The 22484-nt window shown below is 60.3% G+C and carries 21 protein-coding genes; 9 read left to right on the top strand and 12 right to left on the bottom strand.

Going from position 1 to position 22484, the window contains the following annotated elements:
- Positions 1-50 precede the first annotated feature (50 nt).
- The 4 genes from AC1DTN_RS18070 to AC1DTN_RS18085 all read right to left on the bottom strand — a co-directional run bounded on the left by AC1DTN_RS18070 (position 51) and on the right by AC1DTN_RS18085 (position 5468).
- Entirely contained in the window at positions 51-1406 is a 1356-nt protein-coding gene (locus AC1DTN_RS18070) for an esterase-like activity of phytase family protein (RefSeq protein ID WP_477921945.1), read from the bottom strand.
- A gap of 108 nt (positions 1407-1514) precedes the next feature.
- Complete coding sequence (locus AC1DTN_RS18075) at positions 1515-2576, bottom strand: adenylate/guanylate cyclase domain-containing protein (RefSeq protein WP_113324294.1); 1062 nt, start codon at positions 2574-2576, stop codon at positions 1515-1517.
- A gap of 72 nt (positions 2577-2648) precedes the next feature.
- Positions 2649-3800, bottom strand: a complete 1152-nt coding sequence (gene rnd / locus AC1DTN_RS18080) for a ribonuclease D (protein WP_477921946.1) — start codon at positions 3798-3800, stop codon at positions 2649-2651.
- 276 nt (positions 3801-4076) lie between these two features.
- Positions 4077-5468, bottom strand: a complete 1392-nt coding sequence (locus tag AC1DTN_RS18085) for a multicopper oxidase family protein (protein ID WP_477921947.1) — start codon at positions 5466-5468, stop codon at positions 4077-4079.
- 251 nt (positions 5469-5719) lie between these two features.
- Between AC1DTN_RS18085 and aspS the strand changes: the two genes are divergently transcribed.
- Positions 5720-7510, top strand: coding sequence for an aspartate--tRNA ligase (gene aspS, locus AC1DTN_RS18090; RefSeq protein ID WP_477921948.1), 1791 nt, complete (start codon positions 5720-5722; stop codon positions 7508-7510).
- A gap of 72 nt (positions 7511-7582) precedes the next feature.
- Here the strand turns inward: aspS and AC1DTN_RS18095 are convergent, their stop codons facing one another.
- A complete protein-coding gene (locus tag AC1DTN_RS18095; protein ID WP_113324289.1) occupies positions 7583-8773 on the bottom strand; it encodes a hypothetical protein in 1191 nt (396 codons plus the stop codon).
- A 229-nt stretch (positions 8774-9002) separates the two neighbouring features.
- On the opposite strand from AC1DTN_RS18095, the gene parC reads away from it, so the two are divergent.
- Together parC and AC1DTN_RS18105 are read left to right on the top strand one after the other, a co-directional pair.
- Positions 9003-11258: a DNA topoisomerase IV subunit A gene (gene parC / locus AC1DTN_RS18100; protein ID WP_439014556.1), complete on the top strand. Its 2256-nt coding sequence runs from the start codon at positions 9003-9005 to the stop codon at positions 11256-11258.
- Between the two features lie 194 nt (positions 11259-11452).
- Complete coding sequence (locus AC1DTN_RS18105; RefSeq protein ID WP_310382896.1) at positions 11453-11950, top strand: SRPBCC family protein; 498 nt, start codon at positions 11453-11455, stop codon at positions 11948-11950.
- On the opposite strand, the gene AC1DTN_RS18110 is transcribed toward AC1DTN_RS18105, so the two are convergent.
- The 6 genes from AC1DTN_RS18110 to hemB form a co-directional block, all read right to left on the bottom strand.
- Positions 11940-12332, bottom strand: a complete 393-nt coding sequence (locus AC1DTN_RS18110) for a type II toxin-antitoxin system death-on-curing family toxin (protein ID WP_439014557.1) — start codon at positions 12330-12332, stop codon at positions 11940-11942. The two genes, AC1DTN_RS18105 and AC1DTN_RS18110, sit on opposite strands and share 11 nt — an antisense overlap.
- Positions 12329-12550 carry an AbrB/MazE/SpoVT family DNA-binding domain-containing protein gene (locus tag AC1DTN_RS18115; protein ID WP_183822254.1) on the bottom strand — a complete coding sequence of 74 codons (222 nt, stop codon included), beginning with the start codon at positions 12548-12550 and terminating at the stop codon, positions 12329-12331. The genes AC1DTN_RS18110 and AC1DTN_RS18115 overlap by 4 nt, the downstream gene beginning before the upstream one ends.
- A gap of 57 nt (positions 12551-12607) precedes the next feature.
- A complete protein-coding gene (locus AC1DTN_RS18120; RefSeq protein WP_439014558.1) occupies positions 12608-13486 on the bottom strand; it encodes a DMT family transporter in 879 nt (292 codons plus the stop codon).
- On the bottom strand, positions 13486-14262 hold the full coding sequence (locus tag AC1DTN_RS18125) for an arginyltransferase (RefSeq protein WP_113324283.1): 777 nt from the start codon (positions 14260-14262) through the stop codon (positions 13486-13488). Before AC1DTN_RS18125 ends, AC1DTN_RS18120 begins: the two co-directional genes overlap by 1 nt.
- A gap of 184 nt (positions 14263-14446) precedes the next feature.
- Positions 14447-14905 carry an RDD family protein gene (locus AC1DTN_RS18130; RefSeq protein WP_113324282.1) on the bottom strand — a complete coding sequence of 153 codons (459 nt, stop codon included), beginning with the start codon at positions 14903-14905 and terminating at the stop codon, positions 14447-14449.
- 73 nt (positions 14906-14978) lie between these two features.
- On the bottom strand, positions 14979-15992 hold the full coding sequence (gene hemB, locus AC1DTN_RS18135) for a porphobilinogen synthase (protein ID WP_439014559.1): 1014 nt from the start codon (positions 15990-15992) through the stop codon (positions 14979-14981).
- 134 nt (positions 15993-16126) lie between these two features.
- On the opposite strand from hemB, the gene AC1DTN_RS18140 reads away from it, so the two are divergent.
- Together AC1DTN_RS18140 and ldtR are read left to right on the top strand one after the other, a co-directional pair.
- Positions 16127-16564 carry a DUF6163 family protein gene (locus AC1DTN_RS18140; protein WP_113324281.1) on the top strand — a complete coding sequence of 146 codons (438 nt, stop codon included), beginning with the start codon at positions 16127-16129 and terminating at the stop codon, positions 16562-16564.
- A 129-nt stretch (positions 16565-16693) separates the two neighbouring features.
- Complete coding sequence (gene ldtR, locus AC1DTN_RS18145) at positions 16694-17206, top strand: transcriptional regulator LdtR (protein ID WP_112544669.1); 513 nt, start codon at positions 16694-16696, stop codon at positions 17204-17206.
- Positions 17207-17360: 154 nt separating this feature from the next.
- Here the strand turns inward: ldtR and AC1DTN_RS18150 are convergent, their stop codons facing one another.
- The gene (locus tag AC1DTN_RS18150; protein WP_310382901.1) at positions 17361-17711 is read right to left on the bottom strand and encodes a VOC family protein; all 351 of its coding nucleotides are present in this window, start codon (positions 17709-17711) and stop codon (positions 17361-17363) included.
- A gap of 521 nt (positions 17712-18232) precedes the next feature.
- Between AC1DTN_RS18150 and AC1DTN_RS18155 the strand changes: the two genes are divergently transcribed.
- The 4 genes from AC1DTN_RS18155 to ribD all read left to right on the top strand — a co-directional run.
- On the top strand, positions 18233-19534 hold the full coding sequence (locus tag AC1DTN_RS18155; protein WP_477921950.1) for a L,D-transpeptidase family protein: 1302 nt from the start codon (positions 18233-18235) through the stop codon (positions 19532-19534).
- Positions 19535-19716: 182 nt separating this feature from the next.
- The gene (glyA, locus tag AC1DTN_RS18160) at positions 19717-21015 is read left to right on the top strand and encodes a serine hydroxymethyltransferase (protein WP_477921951.1); all 1299 of its coding nucleotides are present in this window, start codon (positions 19717-19719) and stop codon (positions 21013-21015) included.
- Positions 21016-21126: 111 nt separating this feature from the next.
- On the top strand, positions 21127-21603 hold the full coding sequence (gene nrdR / locus AC1DTN_RS18165; protein WP_113324274.1) for a transcriptional regulator NrdR: 477 nt from the start codon (positions 21127-21129) through the stop codon (positions 21601-21603).
- Between the two features lie 2 nt (positions 21604-21605).
- Positions 21606-22484, top strand: an 879-nt coding sequence (ribD, locus tag AC1DTN_RS18170; protein ID WP_477921952.1) for a bifunctional diaminohydroxyphosphoribosylaminopyrimidine deaminase/5-amino-6-(5-phosphoribosylamino)uracil reductase RibD, incomplete at its 3' end; no start/stop codon positions are given.

Here is a 22484-nt window from a genome sequence, read left to right on the forward strand (position 1 = left end):
AAAAGGGCGGCGCTCTCGCACCGCCCCCTCAATCTCACACCAAACCCGAATTACTTCGCGTTCAGGAACTCGCCAACTTCGAGAATGCTGAACTCATTGTTGTCAGCCTTGTTGACGGCACGGCCGGCCGAGAACGGTAGGTTGTTGTCGTTGCCGATGATGATGTGCGTAGCATCGACGCGGTCGACGTTTTCGATCGTCACGAAGGGCATGTTGTAGACGCCGGGAATATCGCCGGCCTTCTTCTTATTGTCCGGATCCTGGATGTTCAGGAGGTCGATATAGCCGATCTTGCGAACGGCCTTGCCGGCGTTGGCATCGTTGAACTCGATCTTGTAGACGCGCTTCAGCTCGGCAGGAGCTTCAAAGCAATCGGGCTTCGGCTGCTTGGGATCGGCGCAAGCCTTGTCCTTCGTGCCGGCGCCGTTGTCGCGCTCGATGACGAGAGCGGTGGAGTCGTCGAGCATGTTGAAGTCGCCGATCGAAGCACCCTTGTCTTCGAACGGATAGAGCCAGCTGCGGCCGGTCCATTTCTTGGAAGCGACGTCGAATTCGATGACGCGGATGGCGGTGTGGCCGTCAACCGTTTCCATCTGGCCGTCATTGTAGATAGCGCCTTCGAGCAGGCCGTAGAGCTTGGAGCCGTCCTTCGACATGGCCAGGCCCTCGAAACCGCCGGAGCGCTTCAGGTTGAAGGCGGGCATCTTGGCAGCCGGGTTGCCCGGCAGCTGGATCAGCGGGTTGTCCGGGGACAGGACCGGCTTGCCGTCGAGCGTGGTTGGGATGACGTCGGTCAGACGGCCTTCGGTGTCGATCTTCAGGAGGTAGGGGCCGAATTCGTCGCCGAGCCAGAAGCCGTCGGCAACCGGCTGTACGGATTCGATGTCGAAGTCGGCGCCAGTCAGATAACGGGTGTCGGAGGCTTCCGTGACGATTGGGAACGGAGCGACCTTGTTCGGGTCGGACAGGAAGACGTTCTTGACGACGTCAACCTTGTTGGCATTCCAGTCGAACTTCAGCTGATGCAGGAACAGCATGGAGTCGGACGAGGTGAACTTCGAGCCGAAACCGTTGTCGGAGAGCGTCCAGAAGGTGCCGTCGGGCATGGTCTTGATGCCGGAGAAGCCCTGGATCGGCTGGCCGTCGAGCGGCAGCTTGACGTCGGTCACGCGGGCGCCGTCCTTGCCGTCAACCGTGCCGAGCTTTTCGGTGCGCTTGCGGTCCGGGGTGGTGAATTTGCCGGAGGTCTTGAGAAAAGCCGGCGCATCGGCCGGAGCCGGGGTCAGCGTGTTGGCAGGCAGGATGGCCTGGCCGGTAAGCTTCGCCGGGAAAAGCTGCTGGTCGGCGGAGGCGGAGCCTGCGACGAGCATGAAAAGTGATACGGAAGCGAAAAGAACGTTCTTCATGATGTCCCCATAGAAAGGAGTGCAAAAGCGCCATCCGCTTAGCAGGGCATTCATGTCGGCACATTGACGATTGGGTGAAGCTTTGGTGACGGCCGGATAAAGCCCCGTCTAACCGCGCCTGAGGGTCGCTGGCTGATTGAGGACGGTCACCGCGCGCGAGGAAAGTGCGACGACATCGAGCCCCTGGCCGCGGCCGCGCACGGCGTGATTGCCGAGGTTTTCGCCGATAATTTCCTCAGGCAGCGTCATACGCTGGGCAAGCTCGGCGGATATCAGCACCGGCCGGTTCAGTGTCCGGCAAAGCGACTCCAGCCGCGAGGTGGTGTTCACCGTATCGCCGAAGAAGCTGATCTTGTGATGATCGACTCCGACTTCGGCCGTAATGACGCTGCCGCCATGAAGGGCGGCCCTCAGTTTCGGTACCTGGCCATAACTCTTCTTCCAGCTTGCGGCATTGGCTTCGATATCGGCGAGGATATCGAAAAGGCAGCGCACGCAGCGCGCATCCTTGACGCCGCGCGCTAAGGGCCAGGTGATGATCGCCGCATCGCCGACATAGTCGTTGATCAGGCCCTTGTGACGCCGCACCGGTTCCGCAAAGGCGGCAAACAGCGAACTCAGAAGCTGCTGTGCGCGTAGGTCACCATGCTTTTCCGCAAAGGCGGTGGACTCTGCGAGATCGATGAACAGGAAGACGCGTTCTTCCTTTACCGGTCTGCGATAGCGGCTGATCAGCATGCTGATGAAGACTTCGCGCCCCAGCAATTCGCGCACCCTGAGCAGGAAGATCAGCGTGGCGCAGACGGCAAGTGCGTAGAGGAAAACATCGAACGGCATGATAAGCACGTCGATCATCTTCGGCGGCTTCAGCGCCCCAAGCACGGCGAGGAGGAAACCGGCCGCCGCAAAGCCGATGCTCATCAGGATTTCGTAGATCACGAGCTCGGAGATGATGAAGAGAAGGGTCGGCAACCTCTGAATACGCCGGTAGAGGCGGCGTAGAAACACCTTGCGCTCGAAGGCCAGGATGGGCATGCCGATGAAAAGCGCGAAGATCGCTCCGATGACGGGCGTCTGGCCGGTAAAGAAGTATAGATCATAGACCACGCCGCTGAGCGCCAGGACGAGCGCAATCAGGATCCAATTCTGTGCCGGGGATATCTCTCTCATGCCGACCTTTCGCCGAAGCACTTCATTCGGCTATTGTTTCCGGCGCGGGGCGGTGGTCAAGAGTTTTCAGATTCACTCCTGCAGAGCGACGGTCTCGACCTTGCGGCCTGCAAAGCGCAGGGCAATTTCGCCGCGGATGAGCTGCAGCGCCGGTTCGCCGAAAAGATCGCGCCGCCAGCCATGCATGGCCGCGACCTCGGCCGTTTCGCCCTCAGCTGCAATTCTGTCCAGGTCGTCGCTATTGGCGATTACCTTCGGCGCCACGCCGTGCTTTTCGGAAATCAGCTTGAGCAGCACCTTGAGAAGCTCGACGGCCGCTGCCGCACCTTCCGGCGGCTGTGCCTGGCGCGGCACATGCGGCATTTCGGAGCGTGGCAGCGCCAGCGCAGTGTTGACCGCCTCGAGCACCGCAGCACCCGTGGCCGAGCGCTCCCAGCCCTTCGGAATCGTGCGCAGGCGGCCGAGAGCCTCTGCGTCCTTCGGCTGCTGCTGGGCGATCTCATAGATCGCGTCGTCCTTCAGCACGCGCGAGCGCGGCACATTGCGCGACCGTGCTTCGCGTTCCCGCCAGGCGGCGACATATTTCAGGATCGCCAGCTCCTGCGGCTTGCGCAGGCGCAGCTTCAGCCGCTGCCAGGCATCCTCAGGATGGATATCGTAAGTCTCACGCGATTCCAGGATGTCCATTTCCTCGCGCAGCCAGGAGGCACGGCCTTCGCGCTCCAGTTCCGCCTTGAGGTAGAGATAGGCGTCACGCAGATGGGTAACGTCGGCCAGCGCATATTCGAGCTGCTTGTCGGAAAGCGGCCGGCGGCTCCAGTCCGTGAAGCGCGAAGACTTGTCGATATGGACGTTCTTTGTGCGGCTGATGAGCTGGTCGTAGGAAACGCTGTCGCCGAAACCGCAGACCATCGCGGCGACCTGCGTATCGAAGATCGGGTGAGGGATCAGGTTGCCGCGATTGAAGATGATTTCGATATCCTGCCGCGCGGCATGAAACACCTTCAGCACATCGGGATTGGCCATCAGTTCGAAGAAGGGCGCTAGATCGATGTTTTTTGCCAGCGGATCGACCAGCACTTCCAACGTCGGGCTCGCCATCTGGATCAGGCACAGTTCCGGCCAGAAGGTTGTCTCACGCAGGAATTCAGTATCGATAGTAATGAAATCGGACTTGGCCAGCTCTTTGCAGGCGGCCGCCAGATCGGCGGTGGTTTCGATCATATCAATTCATTCGCAAGGAAGAGGTCAGTTAAACCTTCCTTCCCCTTTCGAAGAGATATGTCAATACGGTGAGCGGGGCCTTCGTCTTCGTGAAGCCTTATTCGCCGGGGTGCAGCCGATGCTTTCTGCGAGTGCTGCATTCGTTTGCAAGCACGGCAACCCATCCATCGATGGCGACCATCGCCGGCAAGATAATAAAGTCGAAGATTTTAATGCCGCTCATAGTAGCAGGCCTTTACGCTGTATCACCGCACGACGACCGAGAGCCAAGCAATATCAAACCACGCGAAGATAGCTCGTCATGCCCGTCTTCTGGTGCTCGATGATATGGCAATGCAGCATCCAGTCGCCGGGATTGTCGGCGACAAAGGCGAGCTGCACCTTCTCGTCCGGCTGGATGAGATAGGTGTCGGAAACGAGCGGCATCACCTCGCGTGTTGATGACGAGATGACGGTGAAGCTCATGCCGTGCAGATGGATCGGGTGCGCATGCGGCGTGACGTTCTCCAGATTGAAGACGTAGCTCTTGCCGAGTTTCAGTTCAGCGAGCGGTGCGGTCGGATCGGGCGTATCGCCCGGCCACGGCACCTTGTTGATAGCCCAGAAGCTGTAGCCGAGCGTGCCGCAGATGCTGTCGACAGCCGCATTCTCCGCTGTGGCGGAAAGCACGAGCGGGATTGTTTCTGCCGAAGAGAGATCAGCCTTCGGCACCGGGTTTTCTGCGAGCGCGCCGAGATCGCCGATATTGCGCTTCAGTGACTGCCCGGTGGCCCGCAAGCTCGCGATCACCTTCGGCGTCGTGCCGCGAATGTCTTCCAGCGCCGCGACTGCGCCCTCACTGTCAGGCATTCGAACCGCGAGGTCGAGCCTCTGTCCCGGTCCGATCTGCAGGAGATCCAGCGGGAAGCGTTTAGGCACCGGATTACCGTCGACGGCGATCACAGTCGCATCGGCGCCTTCCATCTTCATCTGGAAGACGCGGGTCACATCGGTGACGGCGATGCGCAGGCGGATCAGCCCGCCGGCCGGCGCATCATATTTCGGTTCCTGATGCCAGTTCGCGGTGCGCACCGTGCCATATGTGCCGGCCTTGGCGGCATCGCGCGGGCGGAAGGGAGCAATGAACTGACCGTCGCCGCCAAGCCGCCAGTCGCGCAGGTTAAGCACGACCTCCGCGTCGAAGACGGGATCGGACGGGTCTTCGATGACAAGCACGCCCGTCATGCCGTGGCCCATCTGGGTCAGCGTGTTGCAATGCGGATGATACCAGAAGGTGCCGGCGTCCGGCGGCGTGAAGAGATAGTCGAAATTGTCGCCCGTATAGACATAGGGCTGCGTCATGAAGGGCACGCCGTCCATTTTGTTGTCGATGCGCAGCCCATGCCAGTGGATCGTCGTCGGTTCGTCGAGGCTGTTGGTGAGCCGCGCCGCATAGGGCTTTCCCCGCGGCATGCGCAGCACCGGCGGCAGGCCGTCATCGCCCCATGTCATGATGTCCCGGGTCGGCGCGGCGTCGACGATTTGCGCCTCGGTCTTGCGTGCCGTCAGCACACGCGGCTCGGGCGCGGCCTCTGCCAGCCCGAACCGCCCTGCGATCGCCATGCCCGCGCCATAGGCGCCGGCGACGGCGGAAGCCTTGAGCAGGTTGCGGCGTGTGAGGAGGGGCATCGGTAGGTTCCATCTTGAATGATGCCTCCTTTTAAAGTTGACCGTCGTCTTCAGCAATATGCCGCCTTCGGCCAAACTGCCGCAGCGAGCGCGCCCCAACTCCTTCGGAAACGAGGGGGCAAACGGCCCGTAGGCTGCGCCAAGCCTTGACAAATCAGAGCGTCCATGCGCTTTTCCGCCCGATTTTCTTGTCGGCGTTGCAGGTCTTCGGCCATGCCGCCGTCTTAAGCCAAATGCCAGGATTTGAGATCATGCACCGCTACCGCAGCCACACATGCGCCGCTCTTCGCAAGTCGGACGTCGGCTCGACCGTCCGTATTTCCGGCTGGGTCCATCGTGTCCGAGATCACGGCGGCGTGCTGTTCATCGACCTTCGCGACCATTACGGCACGACGCAGATCGTTGCCGATCCGGATTCGCCCGCCTTCAAGCAGGCAGAGACCGTTCGCGGCGAATGGGTCATCCGTGTCGACGGTCTCGTCAAAGCCCGCACGGAAGACACCGTCAACAAGAACATGCCGACCGGCGAGATCGAGCTCTATGCGCAGGAGATCGAAGTTCTCTCTGCCGCCAAGGAACTGCCGCTGCCGGTCTTCGGCGAGCCGGACTATCCGGAAGACGTTCGCCTGAAGTACCGCTTCCTCGACCTGCGCCGCGAAACGCTGCACAAGAACATTGTCAAGCGCACGCAGGTGATCTCCGCCATGCGCCGCGAAATGGGCAATGTCGGCTTCACCGAATATACGACGCCGATCCTGACGGCTTCCTCGCCGGAAGGCGCGCGTGACTTCCTCGTGCCGAGCCGCATTCATCCCGGCACCTTCTACGCCCTGCCGCAGGCTCCGCAGCAGTACAAGCAGCTGCTGATGGTTGCCGGCTTCGACCGCTACTTCCAGATCGCGCCCTGCTTCCGCGATGAAGATCCGCGCGCCGACCGCCTGCCGGGCGAATTCTACCAGCTCGACCTCGAAATGAGCTTCGTGACCCAGGAAGACGTCTGGAACACGATGGGTCCACTGATATCAGGCATTTTCGAAGAGTTTGCCGAAGGCAAGCCGGTCACCAAGGAATGGCCGCGCATTCCTTACGACGAAGCAATCCGCAAGTATGGCTCCGACAAGCCGGACCTGCGCAACCCGATCGTCATGGAAGCCGTGACCGACCATTTCGCAGGCTCCGGCTTCAAGGTCTTCGCCAACATGATCGCCTCCAATCCGAAGGTTCAGGTCTGGGCGATCCCGGCCAAGACCGGCGGCTCCAGAGCTTTCTGCGACCGCATGAACGCCTGGGCACAGTCGACCGGCCAGCCAGGCCTCGGCTACATCTTCTGGCGCAAGGAAGGCGAAAAGCTCGAGGGTGCAGGTCCGCTTGCCAAGAACATTGGCGAGGAGCGCACCGACGCGATCCGCACGCAGCTCGGCCTTGGTGACGGCGACGCCTGCTTCTTCGTTGCCGGCGATCCCGCCAAGTTCTACAAGTTCGCCGGTGAAGCCCGCACCAAGGCGGGTGAGGAACTGAACCTTGTCGATCGCGACCGCTTCGAACTGTGCTGGATCGTCGACTTCCCGTTCTTCGAATGGAACGAAGAAGAAAAGAAGGTCGACTTCGCCCACAACCCGTTCTCGATGCCGCAGGGCGGCCTCGATGCGCTGACCAACCAGGATCCGTTGACGATCAAGGCGTTCCAATACGATGCCGTCTGCAACGGCTTCGAAATCGCCTCGGGTTCGATCCGTAACCAGTCGCCGGAAACCATGGTCGCCGCGTTTGAAAAGGTGGGCTTGAGCCAGCAGGACGTCGAGGATCGTTTCGGCGGCCTCTACCGTGCCTTCCAGTACGGTGCGCCTCCGCACGGTGGTGCTGCCTTCGGTATCGACCGTATCGTCATGCTGCTCGTCGGCGCCAAGAACCTGCGCGAGATTTCGCTCTTCCCGATGAACCAGCAGGCTCAGGACCTCTTGATGGGCGCGCCGACCCCGGCAACGCCCACCCAGCTGCGCGAACTGGCGATCCGCCCGATCCCGCCGCAGAAGAAGGATTGAGGCGCAAGCTCTTCAACAAAAAAAGCCCGGCGAGATCATCGCCGGGCTTTTTTTGTTGGATCCAGAACAGGCTCAATCGTTCGCCGAAACCTTCACGCCGAGCATCTGCGGCACCGTGTTGGGTGCACCCATGGCAGCGCCGACAATCATCGGGAAGGCGACCGGCTTGTCCGGCGTGGCCTTGACGGTCAGGCTCTTCGGATTGTCGAGGAAGGTGCTGACGGCAGCCGAAATCGCATTCTGCAGTTCCGGAATATTGAGCTGTGCCAGCATGATCGGCGTCATGGCCTTCAGCGAATCTGCCATCTGCTGGCCCGAAACATTCTGCTTCGAACCGGCATAATCCAGCGCGCGCTTGGTAATCGAGGCATCCTCGAAGCGAATCTGAGCGGAATCGAATGTCAGCTGCTGGGCAAGGCCGAGCATGGCAAGGCCAAGCGCCTGCTGTGCTTCTTCCTTGTTTGGATTGGCTTCCGACTGCTTGATCGCGTCCTGCATCGACTTCATGAAGGCGATCGTGTAGCCGGAGATCTTGAGGCCGAAGTTCAGCTTGCCGACATTGGTGACGTCGAAGGAAATCTCGGAGAGATCGATCGTGCCGGGCTCGATATCCCAGGCGCCCTTCATGGTGATGTCACCCTGGAGGTGCTGAAGCGCCAGCTTCTCGATCGCTTCCTTGCTGTCCGGAGTGTCTCCGGCCTGGCTGAGATCGGCCTTCATGCTCTTGAACGCGCCGTCAAAATCGAAGCCGGATTCATCTTCGCGCAACGTTGCGTTCATGTCGCTTTGGAGCACCGAGAACACCTCCGTACCATCCTTGACGACCTTGATCGCACCGGTATGGGCGCTCTCGGCGAAGAACATGGAGTCAATAGTGTCGCCGGGTTGGGCGGGAACGGAGATGCCGCCGAGCGTCAGCTCCTGGGCGCTCACGGTCACGCCGTCCTTGGACGAGTTGATGTCGGGGAAAGCGGCCCCTTCGATATAGTAGCTGCCATCATCCTGCTCTTCCACGCCGGAGAGGGTGACCTCGCCGATGGAGACCGGTTCGCCGCCAGCCGGCTTGATGCTGAGGTTCTTGAGGGTGACGGTCGTGCCGTCGATATCGATGCCATCCGAGGCAACGATCATCCCGCCCTGCTGGCTGTAGGCGGCATTGATCTTCTTCAGGAGGTCCTGGCCGTCCAGCGCGAACGCAGAACCGGCGAACGAAAGAAGGGCTGCGCTCGACAGCATCAGCTGCGTTGTGCGGTAAAAGGTCATGAGAAAGTCCCCTGGTGGTGTGTGCCGTTGAATATTGCAATGAAACGACTGCGGAACGGTCCGGCTTTATATTTTGCAGACCCCTAAATTTCTGTTGAAGGGCTCGGCAAACAAAGTCCAAATTCGGGCGATACTTTTCCCGTCTTTCATGTCAGCTGGAAGACGTCATCCACAGCCGGAATGCCTGGATTCCTTGCCCCACAGGTACTTCTGAGTTAGTCAGGGTTCTATGGGACAAGAGATTTTACCGCCTTCTGGCGGAGACGGCGACAATATTCAACCGGTCGACCTGAAGGCGGCGCTCGAAGAGCGCTACCTTCGCTATGCGCTGTCGACCATCATGCACCGCGCACTGCCGGATGTGCGTGACGGCCTGAAGCCGGTTCATCGCCGCATCGTCTATGCGATGCACGACATGGGCCTGCGGCCGACTGCGGCTTTCAGGAAATGTGCAAAGATCGTCGGCGAAGTGATGGGTAACTATCACCCGCACGGCGACCAGTCGATCTATGACGCGCTGGCGCGTCTGGCGCAGGACTTTTCGCAGCGTTACACGCTGGTGAACGGGCAGGGCAACTTCGGCAATATCGACGGCGACAGTCCTGCCGCCATGCGATACACCGAATCGAAGATGACCGCGGTCTCCGAGCTGCTGCTCGAAGGCATCGATCAGGATGCCGTCGATTTCCGCGACACCTACGACGAATCCAATTCCGAGCCGATCGTTCTTCCCGGCGCCTTCCCGAACCTCCTGGCGAACGGTTCTTCGGGCATCGCAGTCGGCATGGCGACGTCCATTCCCTCGCACAATGTACACGAGGTCTGCGACGCCGCGCTGCATCTGATCAAACATCCCGATGCCACCATCGAGAAGCTCGTCGAATTCATTCCCGGCCCGGATTTTCCGACGGGCGGCATCATCATCGATAATAAAGAGAGCATCATCGAGAGCTACCGCACCGGCCGCGGCGGTTTTCGCGTGCGTGCAAAGTGGGAAACGGAGGATCTCGGCCGCGGCGGCTACCAGATCATCATCACCGAAATTCCCTTCCAGGTGCAGAAATCGCGGCTGATCGAAAAGATCGCCGAGCTCCTGATCGCCCGCAAGCTGCCGCTGCTGGAAGACATCAGGGACGAATCGGCCGAGGATATCCGCGTCGTCCTAGTGCCGAAGAGCCGCACGGTCGATCCGACCATCCTCATGGAATCCATGTTCAAGCTGACGGAACTGGAAAGCCGCTTCCCGCTGAACATGAACGTCCTGTCGATGGGCGTGATCCCGCGCGTCATGGCGCTGAACGAAGTGCTGAAGGAGTGGCTGGCGCACCGTCGCGACGTTCTTCAGCGCCGCTCGCGCTTCCGTCTTGCCGCCATCGACAGGCGCCTCGAAATCCTCGGCGGCTTGCTGATTGCCTATCTCAACATCGATGAGGTGATCCGCATCATCCGCGAGGAGGATGAGCCGAAGCCCGTCATGATGGCGCGCTGGGACCTGACGGACAATCAGGTCGAGGCGATCCTCAACATGCGGCTGCGCGCTCTGCGCAAGCTCGAAGAATTCGAGATCCGCAAGGAACACGACGAGCTCACCAAAGAAAAGGGCGAGATCGAAGCGCTGCTCGCGTCCGACGACAAGCAGTGGCAGACGGTTGCCTGGGAAATCGGCGAGGTGAAGAAGAAATTCGCCAAGGCCACCGAGGTCGGCCGTCGCCGCACGCAATTTGCCGAAGCTCCTGACGCCGACGAGGAAGCCATCCAGCACGCGATGATCGAGAAGGAACCGATCACCGTCGTCGTCTCGGATAAGGGCTGGATCCGCGCTCTGAAGGGCCACATCTCCGATACTTCGGCGCTGACCTTCAAGGAAGGCGACGGCCTGAAGGTGGCCTTCCCTGCGCAGACGACGGACAAGATCCTGATCGTCACGACCGGTGGCAAGGTCTTCACGCTTGGCGGCGACAAGCTGCCCGGCGGCCGCGGCCACGGCGAACCGCTGCGCATCATGATCGACATGGAAAATGATCAGGACGTGCTGACCGCTTTCGTCCACGATGCGGCGCGCAAGATGCTGATCGTCTCCACGGAAGGAAATGCTTTCGTGGTTCCGGAAACGGAAATGGTCGCCAATACCCGCAAGGGCAAGCAGATCATGAACGTCTCCATGCCGCACGAGACAAAGCTTCTCGTACCCGTGACCGGCGATCATGTCGCCGTCGTCGGCGAGAACCGCAAGATGCTGGTCTTCCCGCTGAGCCAAGTGCCGGAAATGACGCGTGGCAAGGGCGTACGCCTGCAGCGCTACAAGGATGGCGGCATTTCCGACGTTCGCTGCTTTGCCATTACCGATGGCCTGAGCTGGGAAGACAGCGCCGGCCGCACCTTCACGAAGAACAAGGACGAGCTTGCCGAATGGCTGGCCGACCGCGCCACCGCCGGCCGCACCGTGCCGAAGGGCTTCCCGCGCAGCGGTAAATTCGCCGGCTGATCCCGGAATTTTGAGGCTCCGCCCTTGGCGGGCGGAGCAATTCCTCTATCTCTGTCCTGTCACCTAAAAGAAGGGCCAACAAAAAGGGCAGTGTCGTTCCGCGGGCGGGCGGGATGGCCATAAGCCGTGCGCTTGGGAGCGCGCGCGAACAATGGAGGCCCCAACAACGGAGGCCCACCAACGGAGGAACGCCGATGCCCGCCGCCAATACCATCAAACTGCATATCGCCCACAGCTACAGGGCGCCGCCCGCCACGATTTATGATGCCTGGCTCAATCCCGAAATCGCCCGCCGCTTTTTATTCGCGACCGACGACGGCCACGTCATCCGCGCCGATATCGATCCGCGCGTCGGCGGCCGCTTCATCATCGTCGACCGCCGCCCGACCGGTGACGCCTTTCATCACGGCGTATTCCTGGAGTTGAAGCGCCCCAGACACATCGTCTTCTGCTTTTCGGTCGAGGAGCACGACCACAATTGCGATCGCGTCGAAATTGATATCGAACCGCTCGGCAGCGGCAGCCGCCTCACCGTCACGCATGAAATGTGCGCGGAATGGGCGGAATACGAGGAAAAGACCCGCCAGGGCTGGACGCATATCGTCGAAGGGCTGGATCGGGAACTGGAGCTTTCCGCTGGTTCGAAACGATCGAATCCCGAAGCAGGCCAGTCCGCCGGCGCTATGGCTTAAGCGGGATCGTGTGATCGCGTAGGAAGCGCGTCGCGCCGTCCTCGTCGATTTCGCCTGCCGCGACATCCAGCACGAATGTGATGATTTGCGCGTTGTCAGCGTCGATAAGGTAGCCGTTGATATAGAGAAATGTGAAAGCTGCGAGGTAGCCGGTGCGCTTGTTGCCGTCCGCAAAGGGATGGTTTCGAACGATCCCATGCAGATAGGCTGCTGCCAACACGAAAATATCCGGCTCGCCATAAGCCGCTTTGTTAATCGGTCGTGCCAAGCCCATTTCCAATGCATCGACAGAGCGAAGCCTTGGCAGACCGCCATGTTCGGCGATCTGCTCTTCATGCATTTTTTCAATCGCCTCACGGCTGAGCCACTTCAAACGGCTCATTTCGCGAGTTCGCGAAGGGCAACCCTATATTTTTCCATGCCGATGCGTGCAGCCCGCATCTGTTCTGCGAGATCTGCGGATTCCGGAACCAGATGGATTGTGCCGTCGGTTTCGCGCAGCTCAAGGCTATCGCCACTGCTGAGCCCAAGACGTTGAAGCACTTCCTTCGGAATGATGACCCCTTCCGAATTGCCGATTTTGCGGATGGTGACGTTCATAAATGCTTCCTGTGGCAACAAGGTTATAACAGAAAATAGGTCATAATCACTCGCCGATCAAGCGGCCTGAACGCTCTTGCCTTTCGCCATCCAGACGGAATGGGCAGCAATCGCCGCAACGAGTATCGCACCACCGACGAGCGTCATCGTGGCGGGTGTCTCAGCGAAGATTAGCCAGACCCAGATCGGCGCGAGTACCGTTTCCAGCAGGTAGAACATGCCGACTTCGGGCGCCGAGAGGAAACGCGGTCCCGTCGCCAGGCACCAGAAGGCGACCGGCATCATGATGGCGCCGTTGAAGACGATCCAGCCGGGATGCGTGATTGAGAGTCCCGAAGGTAGGATCTGCGCCAGGCCGAGTGCAGCTGGCAAGAGTGCGGCAAGCAGCGGAACGAAACCCATCTCCCGGCGCGAGGCCCGCCCGACAGTGATGGCGGCGGCAAGCACCAGCGCGCTCAAAAGTGCCATCGCGTCGCCGAAGACATGGCCGCTCGAAAGTCCCTCGCGCACGATCAGCCCGACGCCGAAAATCATGAACAGCATGGTGATCAAAGTTACCGGTTGCGGCTTCTCCTTGAGAAACAGCCAGGACAGCAACGCCCCGAACATCGGGTTGAAGGCGACGATGAAGACAACATTGGCGGTGGCCGTGTTGAAGACTGCCAATACGAAAGTCACGGAAGAGAGGCCGTATAGGAACCCGGCCAGTAGACCGGGACGACCCGGAACGAGCAGCGGCCATCTGCCGGAGAAAAGGCGCATCGCAATCAGGATGACGAACGTGGCAAGAACCGTCGCCACGCTCCGCGCGGTGAGGATCGACCAGATCTCGCCATCGGCGAGGCGAACGAGCGGAATGTCCATGGAAAGCGCCAGCCCGCCGACTGCCGTCAGCAGCAGGCCCTTCCCATGATCGGAAAGGTGGGAAAGGGGCATCAGTCCTGCGGATCGTCCTGGAGGGAAGAGGGATCGAAGCGTTCCCAGCCGCGCGGCGTCAGATGTTCCTGCGGCTGGAAGCGTGTCTTGTAGTCCATCTTCCGCGATCCTTGAACCCAGTAGCCGAGATAGACATGCGGCAGGCCGAGCGCTCTCGTGCGGCGCACATGATCGAGGATCATGAAGGTGCCGAGCGAGCGCCGGTCGAGATCGGGATTGAAGTAGGAATAGACCATGGAGAGCCCGTCGCTCATCGTGTCGGTCAGTGCGGCGGCGAGCAACTCGCCCTTCGGCCGCGTTTCCAGCCCGGAGCCTTCCTCGCGCCGGCGGTATTCGATGATCTTGGTGTTCACATGCGTGTCTTCCACCATGATCGCATAATCGAGCACGGTCATATCGGACATGCCGCCCTGCTGGTGGCGATAGTCGAGGTAACGGCGGAAGAGGGAATATTGCTCGCTCGACGGCTGGGCCGGAAATTCCGTGGCGATGATATCGGAATTGCTCGCCAGCACCCGCTTCATCGATTTGGTGGGTTCGAACTCCTGCGCCAGGATGCGCACGGACACACAGGCGCGACAGGCCTCGCAGGCGGGGCGGTAGGCGATGTTCTGCGAACGGCGGAAGCCACCCTGGGTCAGTATATCGTTCATCTCCGCCGCTCGGGGGCCGACGAGATGGGTGAAGACCTTACGCTCCATCTCATGCGGCAGATACGGACAGGTAGCCGGAGCCGTCAGATAAAACTGAGGGGATGGCGTGGTCTGCGTATTCATCTCTTGCGGAGATTTCCTTTCGGGGCGCCTGTCATTTCCAGACAGCATGACGCAAGAATAAAAAACGTCAACAGCGCGGCATTCAGTGCCGCGCAATCGAATATTCGATTTCTTGGATATGGCGCCCTTTTGTGGCCGGCAAAGGGCGGCCGGAGACTTTATTTCGTCCCCCGCCGGGAAGGAATCAGCTGGTGCGGACCGTAGCCGTGCCGACGAGGAAATCGTGCAGCAGGCGCGAGCGCTCTGTGAACAGGCCAACCAGCAGAATCAGCGGCGTCAATACCGAGTTCAGGATCCAGAACAGCGCCAGATGCGCGATCGCCATGAAGAAGTCCATCTGACGTCCGTCGACGCGCACGATCGCGATACCCATCGCGCGCATGCCGAGCGAGGCCTGTAACGGACCGCCGACACCCAGGCCGAAGTAGATGCCCGCGACGATGACGTACAGGGCCGGGAAAAGAATAAAGCCGAGCCCGAACGTGACGATCCCGAGGAAGAACACCACGATCGCTGCCGGAATGCAGAGCAGGGCGATAATGATGTAGTCGAGAATGAATGCGAAGACGCGACGGCTGAGCACACCACTATAGGCGCGCCAGTCCTCCGGTGCGGCATAAAGCGGATTGGGGTTGTAGCTCATCCATATCTCCCTTCGAAAGACGATGCCGCTGATATGGTATCGTCAGGGGGAAATACAATAATTCACCAGAAAATCACCTTTTTGCGAGGATTTTCGCCACTTCTGGCGCAAAATAGGTGAGGACGCCGTCRCAGCCGGCGCGCTTGAAGGCCAGTAGCGTCTCCATCATGATCCGCTCGCCATCGATCCAGCCGTTCATCGCCGCAGCCTTGATCTGCGAATATTCGCCCGAGACCTGATAGGCGAAAGTCGGCAGGCCGAAAGCCTCCTTAACGCGCCAGCAGATATCGAGATAGGCAAGCCCCGGCTTGACCATCAGCATGTCTGCGCCTTCCTCGACATCGAGGGCGGCATCGCGGATCGCTTCGGTGCCGTTCGCCGGATTGATGTAATAGCTATTCTTGTCGCCCTTCAGCAGGCCCTTGGTGTTGATCGCTTCGCGATAGGGACCGTAGAAGCCGGAAGAGAATTTCGTCGCATAGGACATGATGCCGACGCTCTGGTGCCCGGCGGCATCGAGCCCGCGGCGGATCGCGCCGATGCGCCCGTCCATCATCTCGGAGGGGGCGATGATATCGGCGCCGGCATCGGCCTGCAGGATCGCCGCCCGAACGACCTGATCGACCGTTTCGTCATTGACGATCTCGCCATCGCGCAGGATGCCGTCATGCCCGTGGCTGGTGAAGGGGTCGAGCGCCACATCGGTAATAATGCCGATATTGGGTACCGCCTTTTTGATGGCCGCTGTCGTCTGATTGATGAGGTTATTGGCAACCAGGCTGTTGGAGCCCGTTTCGTCGCGCAATTCCATCTCGATGTCGGGGAAAGTGGCAAGCGCCGGGATGCCGAGATCGGCAGCTTCCTTCGCCGCTTCGACCGCCTTGTCGACGCTCATGCGGTTCACGCCCGGCATCGCCGCGATCGGATCGACAATGCCTGTTCCCGGGACGACGAAGATCGGCCAGATCAGATCGTCAACCGTCAGGCGGTTTTCCTGCACCAGCCGGCGCGTCCAGTCCGCCTTGCGGTTGCGCCGCATACGGCGGTGACCGGTGATTTCATCGACGAGATGCGTCTTGTCCTGCATGATATCTGTCCCTGGGCCATTCCATTTATCGGAGCGCTCATTATCATGCGCCCCGGAAAATCCAAACCGGACGATTGGCCGCGGCGGATGAAAGCCGAACAACTGAAGCTGCAACTCGAGTGTGATCTCCCGCCATGGAAACCGATTCTCCGACGATACCGAAGCGGACGCTGACGGATATCCTCTTTATCTTCTTCCTGCGGCTCGTTGCCGTTTCCTGCTTCTGGTTCGGCCTGCAATATTGGGCGATGCTCGTAGGCTACTCGCTCGTCGGCGCCGGCCGCTTCGATCTGTTGAGCCTGCCGTGGAAGGTCGCAAGCACCTCCCTTGCCGTTCTTTTCCCTGTCGCCTCGCTCGGCCTCTGGCTCACCGTTTCCTGGGGGCCGGTCATCTGGGTGCTGGCCGCCGGCGGCCAGATCCTCATGTACGGCCTGCTTCCGCAGATCTTCGGACCCAATCGGCTGATCATCCTGTTCCACGTGATCGTGGCCGTAATCTACTGGATTTTCAGGCTTTCCCTGTGGCTGGAGCGGCGCCGGCAACGACGCCAGGTAAGCGTTGATTTACCCTGATACATCAAGGGGTTTCCGGTAAGCCTCTGTTAAGCCTGCGGTTTAAGTCGAATTTTATATGTATTCGATAGGGTCTCACTCAAGGCGGGAAGAAAACGACACCGCCAAACAAAACAGTGAGGCAGTCAAATGAACACGAAAATCAAGCCGCAGGCGGCATCGACTTTCCATGCACACGAACAGGGCATCCGTGATCTTTACATGGAATCCCTTCATCTTGTTGAACGTCTTCACCGTCGTCTGCTGGACGTCATCAAGGACGAGTTCGACCGTCAGGGCCGCAGCGATGTCAACGCCATCCAGGCGCTCCTGCTCTTCAATATCGGCAACTCCGAGCTGACCGCCGGCGAGCTGCGTTCGCGCGGCTACTATCTCGGCTCGAACGTTTCCTACAACGTCAAGAAACTGGTCGACCTCGGCTTCATCAACCACCAGCGCTCGCGCATCGACCGCCGCTCGGTCCGCATCAGCTTGACCGAAACCGGCCAGGACATCGCCGAAACGGTGGCCCGGCTCTACGAACGCCACATCGCCTCGATCGACAAGGTCGGCGGCATCGGCACGGATGAGTTTACGCAGATGAACAAGCTTCTGCAGCGGCTGGACCGGTTCTGGAACGATCAGATCCTGTATCGCCTGTAACCTGAAAGCCTGTTCCCTGCAGGCTTCTGGGACCTCCTTACTGGCACCACGGGGCGCTACGGTGTGCGAGATTGCACGCGGTGGCGCCCGTTTCCGCTACTATTCTATCCCCGTTTTCAGAAAACGCTGGAATTTGTGGCCATCGGCCTGGACGTCAGGTTCGTTCTGCCCTGTAGCAGACAAACGCCAGTTTGTTGCCGTCTGGATCACGAACATAAGCGCCGTAAAACCCATCGCCATACTGGGGCCGGAACCCCGGAAGGCCTTCGTCGAATCCACCATTTCGTAGGGCAATGTCGTAGAGCAGATCTATCTTGACCGCGCTGTCGACAAGAAACGCTGTCATTGTCCCATTGCCGACCGTCGAGCGAGCCCCATCAAACGGATACCCCGTGAAGAAACGAGGAATGCTTTCATCAGCCACGACACCCCACGACGCCGACTGGCTGTCTCGCCAGCATTGATCCAGTCCCATCTCGTCGAATATGGGGTCGTAGAATCTCAACGCTCGACCCAAATCCGCGGTTCCACCATCGTGTAGCCGATCATTAAAACCTCTCCCTTCGTTTGAGCCGCCCGGCAGCAGAATAAGGATTACTTAAATACGGCGTCAAAATCTCAAGGTCGCGGTTCCACGCCTTCGCTTTCACCGTTCGCGCCTGCGTGGCATCTTTGCAACGCAGGGCAGCCAAGCGCAAAGCCCGGTATTCAAGCCGTTTTTTAGTCGTTATTAACCCTCACGGTTTACCCGTCATATGGTTCGTTGCATGCGGTCTCCGGCAACCGGCAGTCTGTCTTCCGGTCCGGCAACACGAATTGGCCATATTGATGTGACAGCGGAATATTCGGTAGCCGGCGCTTCGATGAGCCATCGGGACATCTGAGTTGCTCCTCGCAATCTTGTGATGGGACTGGCGGAATTTCCAGGTGCGCCGGAAGAACGAACGGATAGGGATCTGCGTTAAAGCGCAGAATATCGCAAAGAGCCGCGGGTTCCTCCACCGTGGCATTGAGTGGTTGGGACGAATGTCTAAGAAGAACGGAATTGAAGCTCTCTCGCGCCGCGCCTTCCTGGCGTCGGCGGCAACGGTTGGTGCCGGCGCGCTTGCCGGACCCGCATTCGCGCAATCGGCGCTCGATGGTCTCCTGAATGCCCCGAAACGCGGCAACTGGGACGACCAGTTCGACGCCAAGGCTGCCTCGCGCACGGCGACTGCCGTCCTTTCCAACACTCCGATCCTCAGCCCGCAGTCGGTGCCGAGCACCCAGCAGGCGATCATGCAGTATCAGCAGATCGCTTCCGCCGGCGGCTGGCCCGAAGTCAATCCGGGAGATCAGCGCCTGCAACTCGGTGTTAGCTCCCCCACCGTCCAGGCGCTGCGCCAGCGTCTCGCGATCACCGGCGATCTGCCGCGTGAAGCCGGCCTGTCCAACGCTTTCGATTCCTATGTCGACGGCGCCGTCAAGCGCTTCCAGGCCCGTCACGGCTTGCCCGCCGATGGTGTGCTCGGCGAATTCACGCTGAAGGCGATGAACATCCCGGCCGATGTGCGCCTGCAGCAGTTGAACACCAACCTCATCCGCCTGCAGACCTTCCCGGAAGATCTGGGCCGCCGCCACCTGATGGTCAACATTCCGGCCGCCTATGTGGAAGCCGTTGAAGACGGCAGCGTTGCAACTCGTCATACCGCAGTTGTCGGCCGCTTGAGCCGCCMGACGCATCTCGTCAACTCGAAGGTTTACGAAGTCATCCTCAACCCGTACTGGACGGCACCCCGCTCGATCGTCGAGAAGGACATCGTGCCGCTGATGCGCAAGGATCCGACCTATCTCGAAAAGAACGCCATCCGCCTGATCGACGGCAAGGGCAACGAAGTCGCCCCTGAAACAGTCGACTGGAACGGCGAGGCACCGAACCTGATGTTCCGCCAGGACCCGGGCAAGATCAACGCCATGGCGTCCACCAAGATCAACTTCTACAACAAGAACGGCGAGTATATGCACGACACGCCGCAGCAGGGCCTGTTCAACAAGCTCATGCGCTTTGAATCCTCGGGCTGCGTGCGCGTCCAGAACGTGCGCGACCTATCGAACTGGCTGCTGCGTGAAACGCCCGGCTGGAACCGTCAGCAGATGGAGCAGGTGATCGCAAGCGGCACCAATACGCCGATCAAGCTCGCCACCGAAGTTCCTGTCTATTTCGTCTATATCTCGGCCTGGGGCATGCCCGACGGCGTCGTTCAGTTCCGCGACGACATTTACGAGATGGACGGCAATGCCGAACTGGCGCTCGACACCACCTCGGGCATGGAACAGCCGGTGCAGTAAGTCCGGCTTGTGGAATTCACGGAAAGCCGCGCCATGTGCGCGGCTTTTTTCATTCCGGCGAGGCAGCATTCGACGCAAAATGTTCGGCCCGCGCGCTTAGCCCAGCAAATGTCGTTCTTCGTATTGCCCTCGCATCGGCGGAAGGCTAATACCTTGCCGCATTCCAGTGAAGGAGCCAGCCCATGACCAATGCTTCCACCGAATCCTTCTTCAATCGCTCGCTTGCGGACGTCGATCCGGAAATCTTCGGCGCGATCGAAAAGGAACTCGGTCGTCAACGGCATGAGATCGAACTGATCGCATCCGAGAACATCGTTTCCCGAGCCGTTCTGGAAGCCCAGGGCTCCATCATGACCAACAAATACGCCGAGGGTTATCCGGGCAAGCGCTATTACGGTGGCTGCCAGTTCGCCGATATCGCCGAGGAACTGGCCATCGAGCGCGCCAAGAAGCTCTTCGGCGTCAACTTCGTCAACGTTCAGCCGAACTCCGGTTCGCAGATGAACCAGGCCGTATTCCTGGCGCTGCTGCAGCCGGGCGATACCTTCATGGGTCTCGACCTGAATTCAGGTGGTCACCTGACGCATGGTTCGCCTGTCAACATGTCCGGCAAGTGGTTCAACGTCGTGTCCTACGGCGTGCGCGAAGGCGACAACCTGCTCGACATGGATGATGTCGAGCGCAAGGCTAAAGAACACAAGCCGAAGCTGATCATCGCCGGCGGCACGGCCTATTCCCGCATCTGGGACTGGAAGCGCTTCCGCGAGATCGCCGACAGTGTCGGCGCTTACCTGATGGTCGACATGGCCCACATTGCCGGTCTCGTTGCCGGTGGCGTGCATCCGTCGCCGTTCCCGCACTGCCATGTTGCGACCACCACGACCCACAARTCKCTSCGWGGYCCGCGCGGCGGCGTCATCCTGACGAATGACGAGGATCTGGCCAAGAAGTTCAACTCGGCTGTCTTCCCTGGTCTCCAGGGCGGCCCGCTGATGCACATCATCGCCGCCAAGGCCGTTGCCTTCGGCGAGGCGCTGCAGCCGGAATTCAAGGAATATGCCGCCCAGGTCGTCAAGAACGCCAAGGCGCTAGCCGAAACGCTTGTCGCCGGTGGACTCGACGTCGTCTCGGGCGGCACCGACAACCACCTGATGCTGGTCGACCTTCGCAAGAAGAATGCCACCGGCAAGCGCGCAGAAGCCGCACTCGGCCGCGCCTACATCACCTGCAACAAGAACGGCATCCCGTTCGACCCTGAAAAGCCCTTCGTCACCTCTGGTGTACGCCTCGGCGCGCCGGCCGGCACGACGCGCGGCTTCAAGGAAGCGGAATTCCGCGAGATCGGTAACCTCATCGTCGAGGTTCTCGATGGCCTGAAGGTTGCCAATTCCGACGAAGGCAATGCCGCCGTCGAAGCTGCCGTCCGCGGCAAGGTGGTGAATCTGACCGATCGCTTCCCCATGTATGAATACATGGGCTAGAGCGCCGTGCGCCCGTTCGGGCGCACTAAGGACGCTCTAACTCTTTGAATCTACGCATCAGGCTTTCCGAAAATCGGTTACGATTTTCGGGCCGATGCTGAAGGAGAAGGCATGCGCTGCCCCTATTGCGGTTCGGAAGATACGCAGGTCAAGGATTCACGCCCGGCGGAGGATAACACCTCCATCCGCCGGCGTCGTATCTGTCCAGATTGCGGCGGACGCTTCACGACCTTCGAGCGCGTGCAGTTGCGCGAGCTTATGGTCATCAAGAAGACCGGCCGCAGGGTACCCTTCGATCGCGACAAGCTTGTCCGTTCCTTCGATGTGGCGCTGCGCAAGCGCCCCGTCGATCGTGACCGTATCGAGCGCGCTGTCTCCGGCATCGTGCGCCGGCTGGAAAGCTCGGGCGAAACGGAAATCTCCTCCGAGCAGATCGGCCTGCAGGTTCTGGAAGCCATGAAGAGCCTCGATGACGTCGGCTTCGTGCGCTACGCTTCGGTCTATCGCGATTTCTCGCATGCTGAGGATTTCGAAAAACTGATCGCTGAGATCAACGCCAAGATCGGCCGCGATCCGCTGGACGTCTGACCATGAGCGAGGGGATCGCGCGGCCTGAGGACGAACGCTTCATGGCAGCCGCGATCCGCCTGTCGCGCTGGCATACGGGCCAGACTTCCACGAACCCATCCGTCGGCTGCGTCATCGTTCGAGATGGCGCGATCGTCGGCCGTGCCGTGACCGCACTCGGCGGCCGCCCGCATGCCGAGCCGCAGGCGCTCGCCGAAGCGGGTGAACTTGCCCGTGGTGCGACGGCCTATGTCACGCTTGAACCCTGCTCGCATCATGGCAAGACGCCACCCTGCGCCGAGGCCCTGATCGCTTATGGCGTCGGTCGCGTCGTCATCAGCGTCACCGATCCCGATGTCAGAGTTTCCGGCCGCGGTATTTCCATGCTGCGCGATGCCGGCATCGAGGTGACCTCGGGCGTATTGGAGGAAGAGGGCAGGCAATCGCTGGCAGGCTATCTCACCCGCCAGACGAAAAACCGCCCCTATGTGACTCTCAAGCTTGCGGTTTCCGCCGATGGCATGATCGGCCGCGAGGGGGTAGGGCAGGTGGCGATCACAGGTCCGGAGGCCCGTGCCCAGGTGCAGGCGCTGCGGGCCGAAACCGATGCCATTCTTGTCGGAATCGGCACGGCGATATCGGATGATCCGTTGCTGACGGTGCGGACACCGGGCCTTGAAGCGCAATCACCCGTTCGCATCGTGCTCGACCCCAATCTGGCCCTGCCGCTGACGAGCAAGCTTGTCGAAACGGCGCGGGAGGTGCCGGTGATTGTGGTGGCGAGTGAAGAGATTTCACCGCTGGGATCGGAGGCGGACGGGACACCCCCCTCTGTCCTGCCGGACATCTCCCCCACAAGGGGGGAGATCGGCAAGGCGCTTGCTCCGAATTCCCAAGATGGT

The sequence above is a fragment of the Rhizobium sp. 01T444 genome, assembly GCF_056398305.1.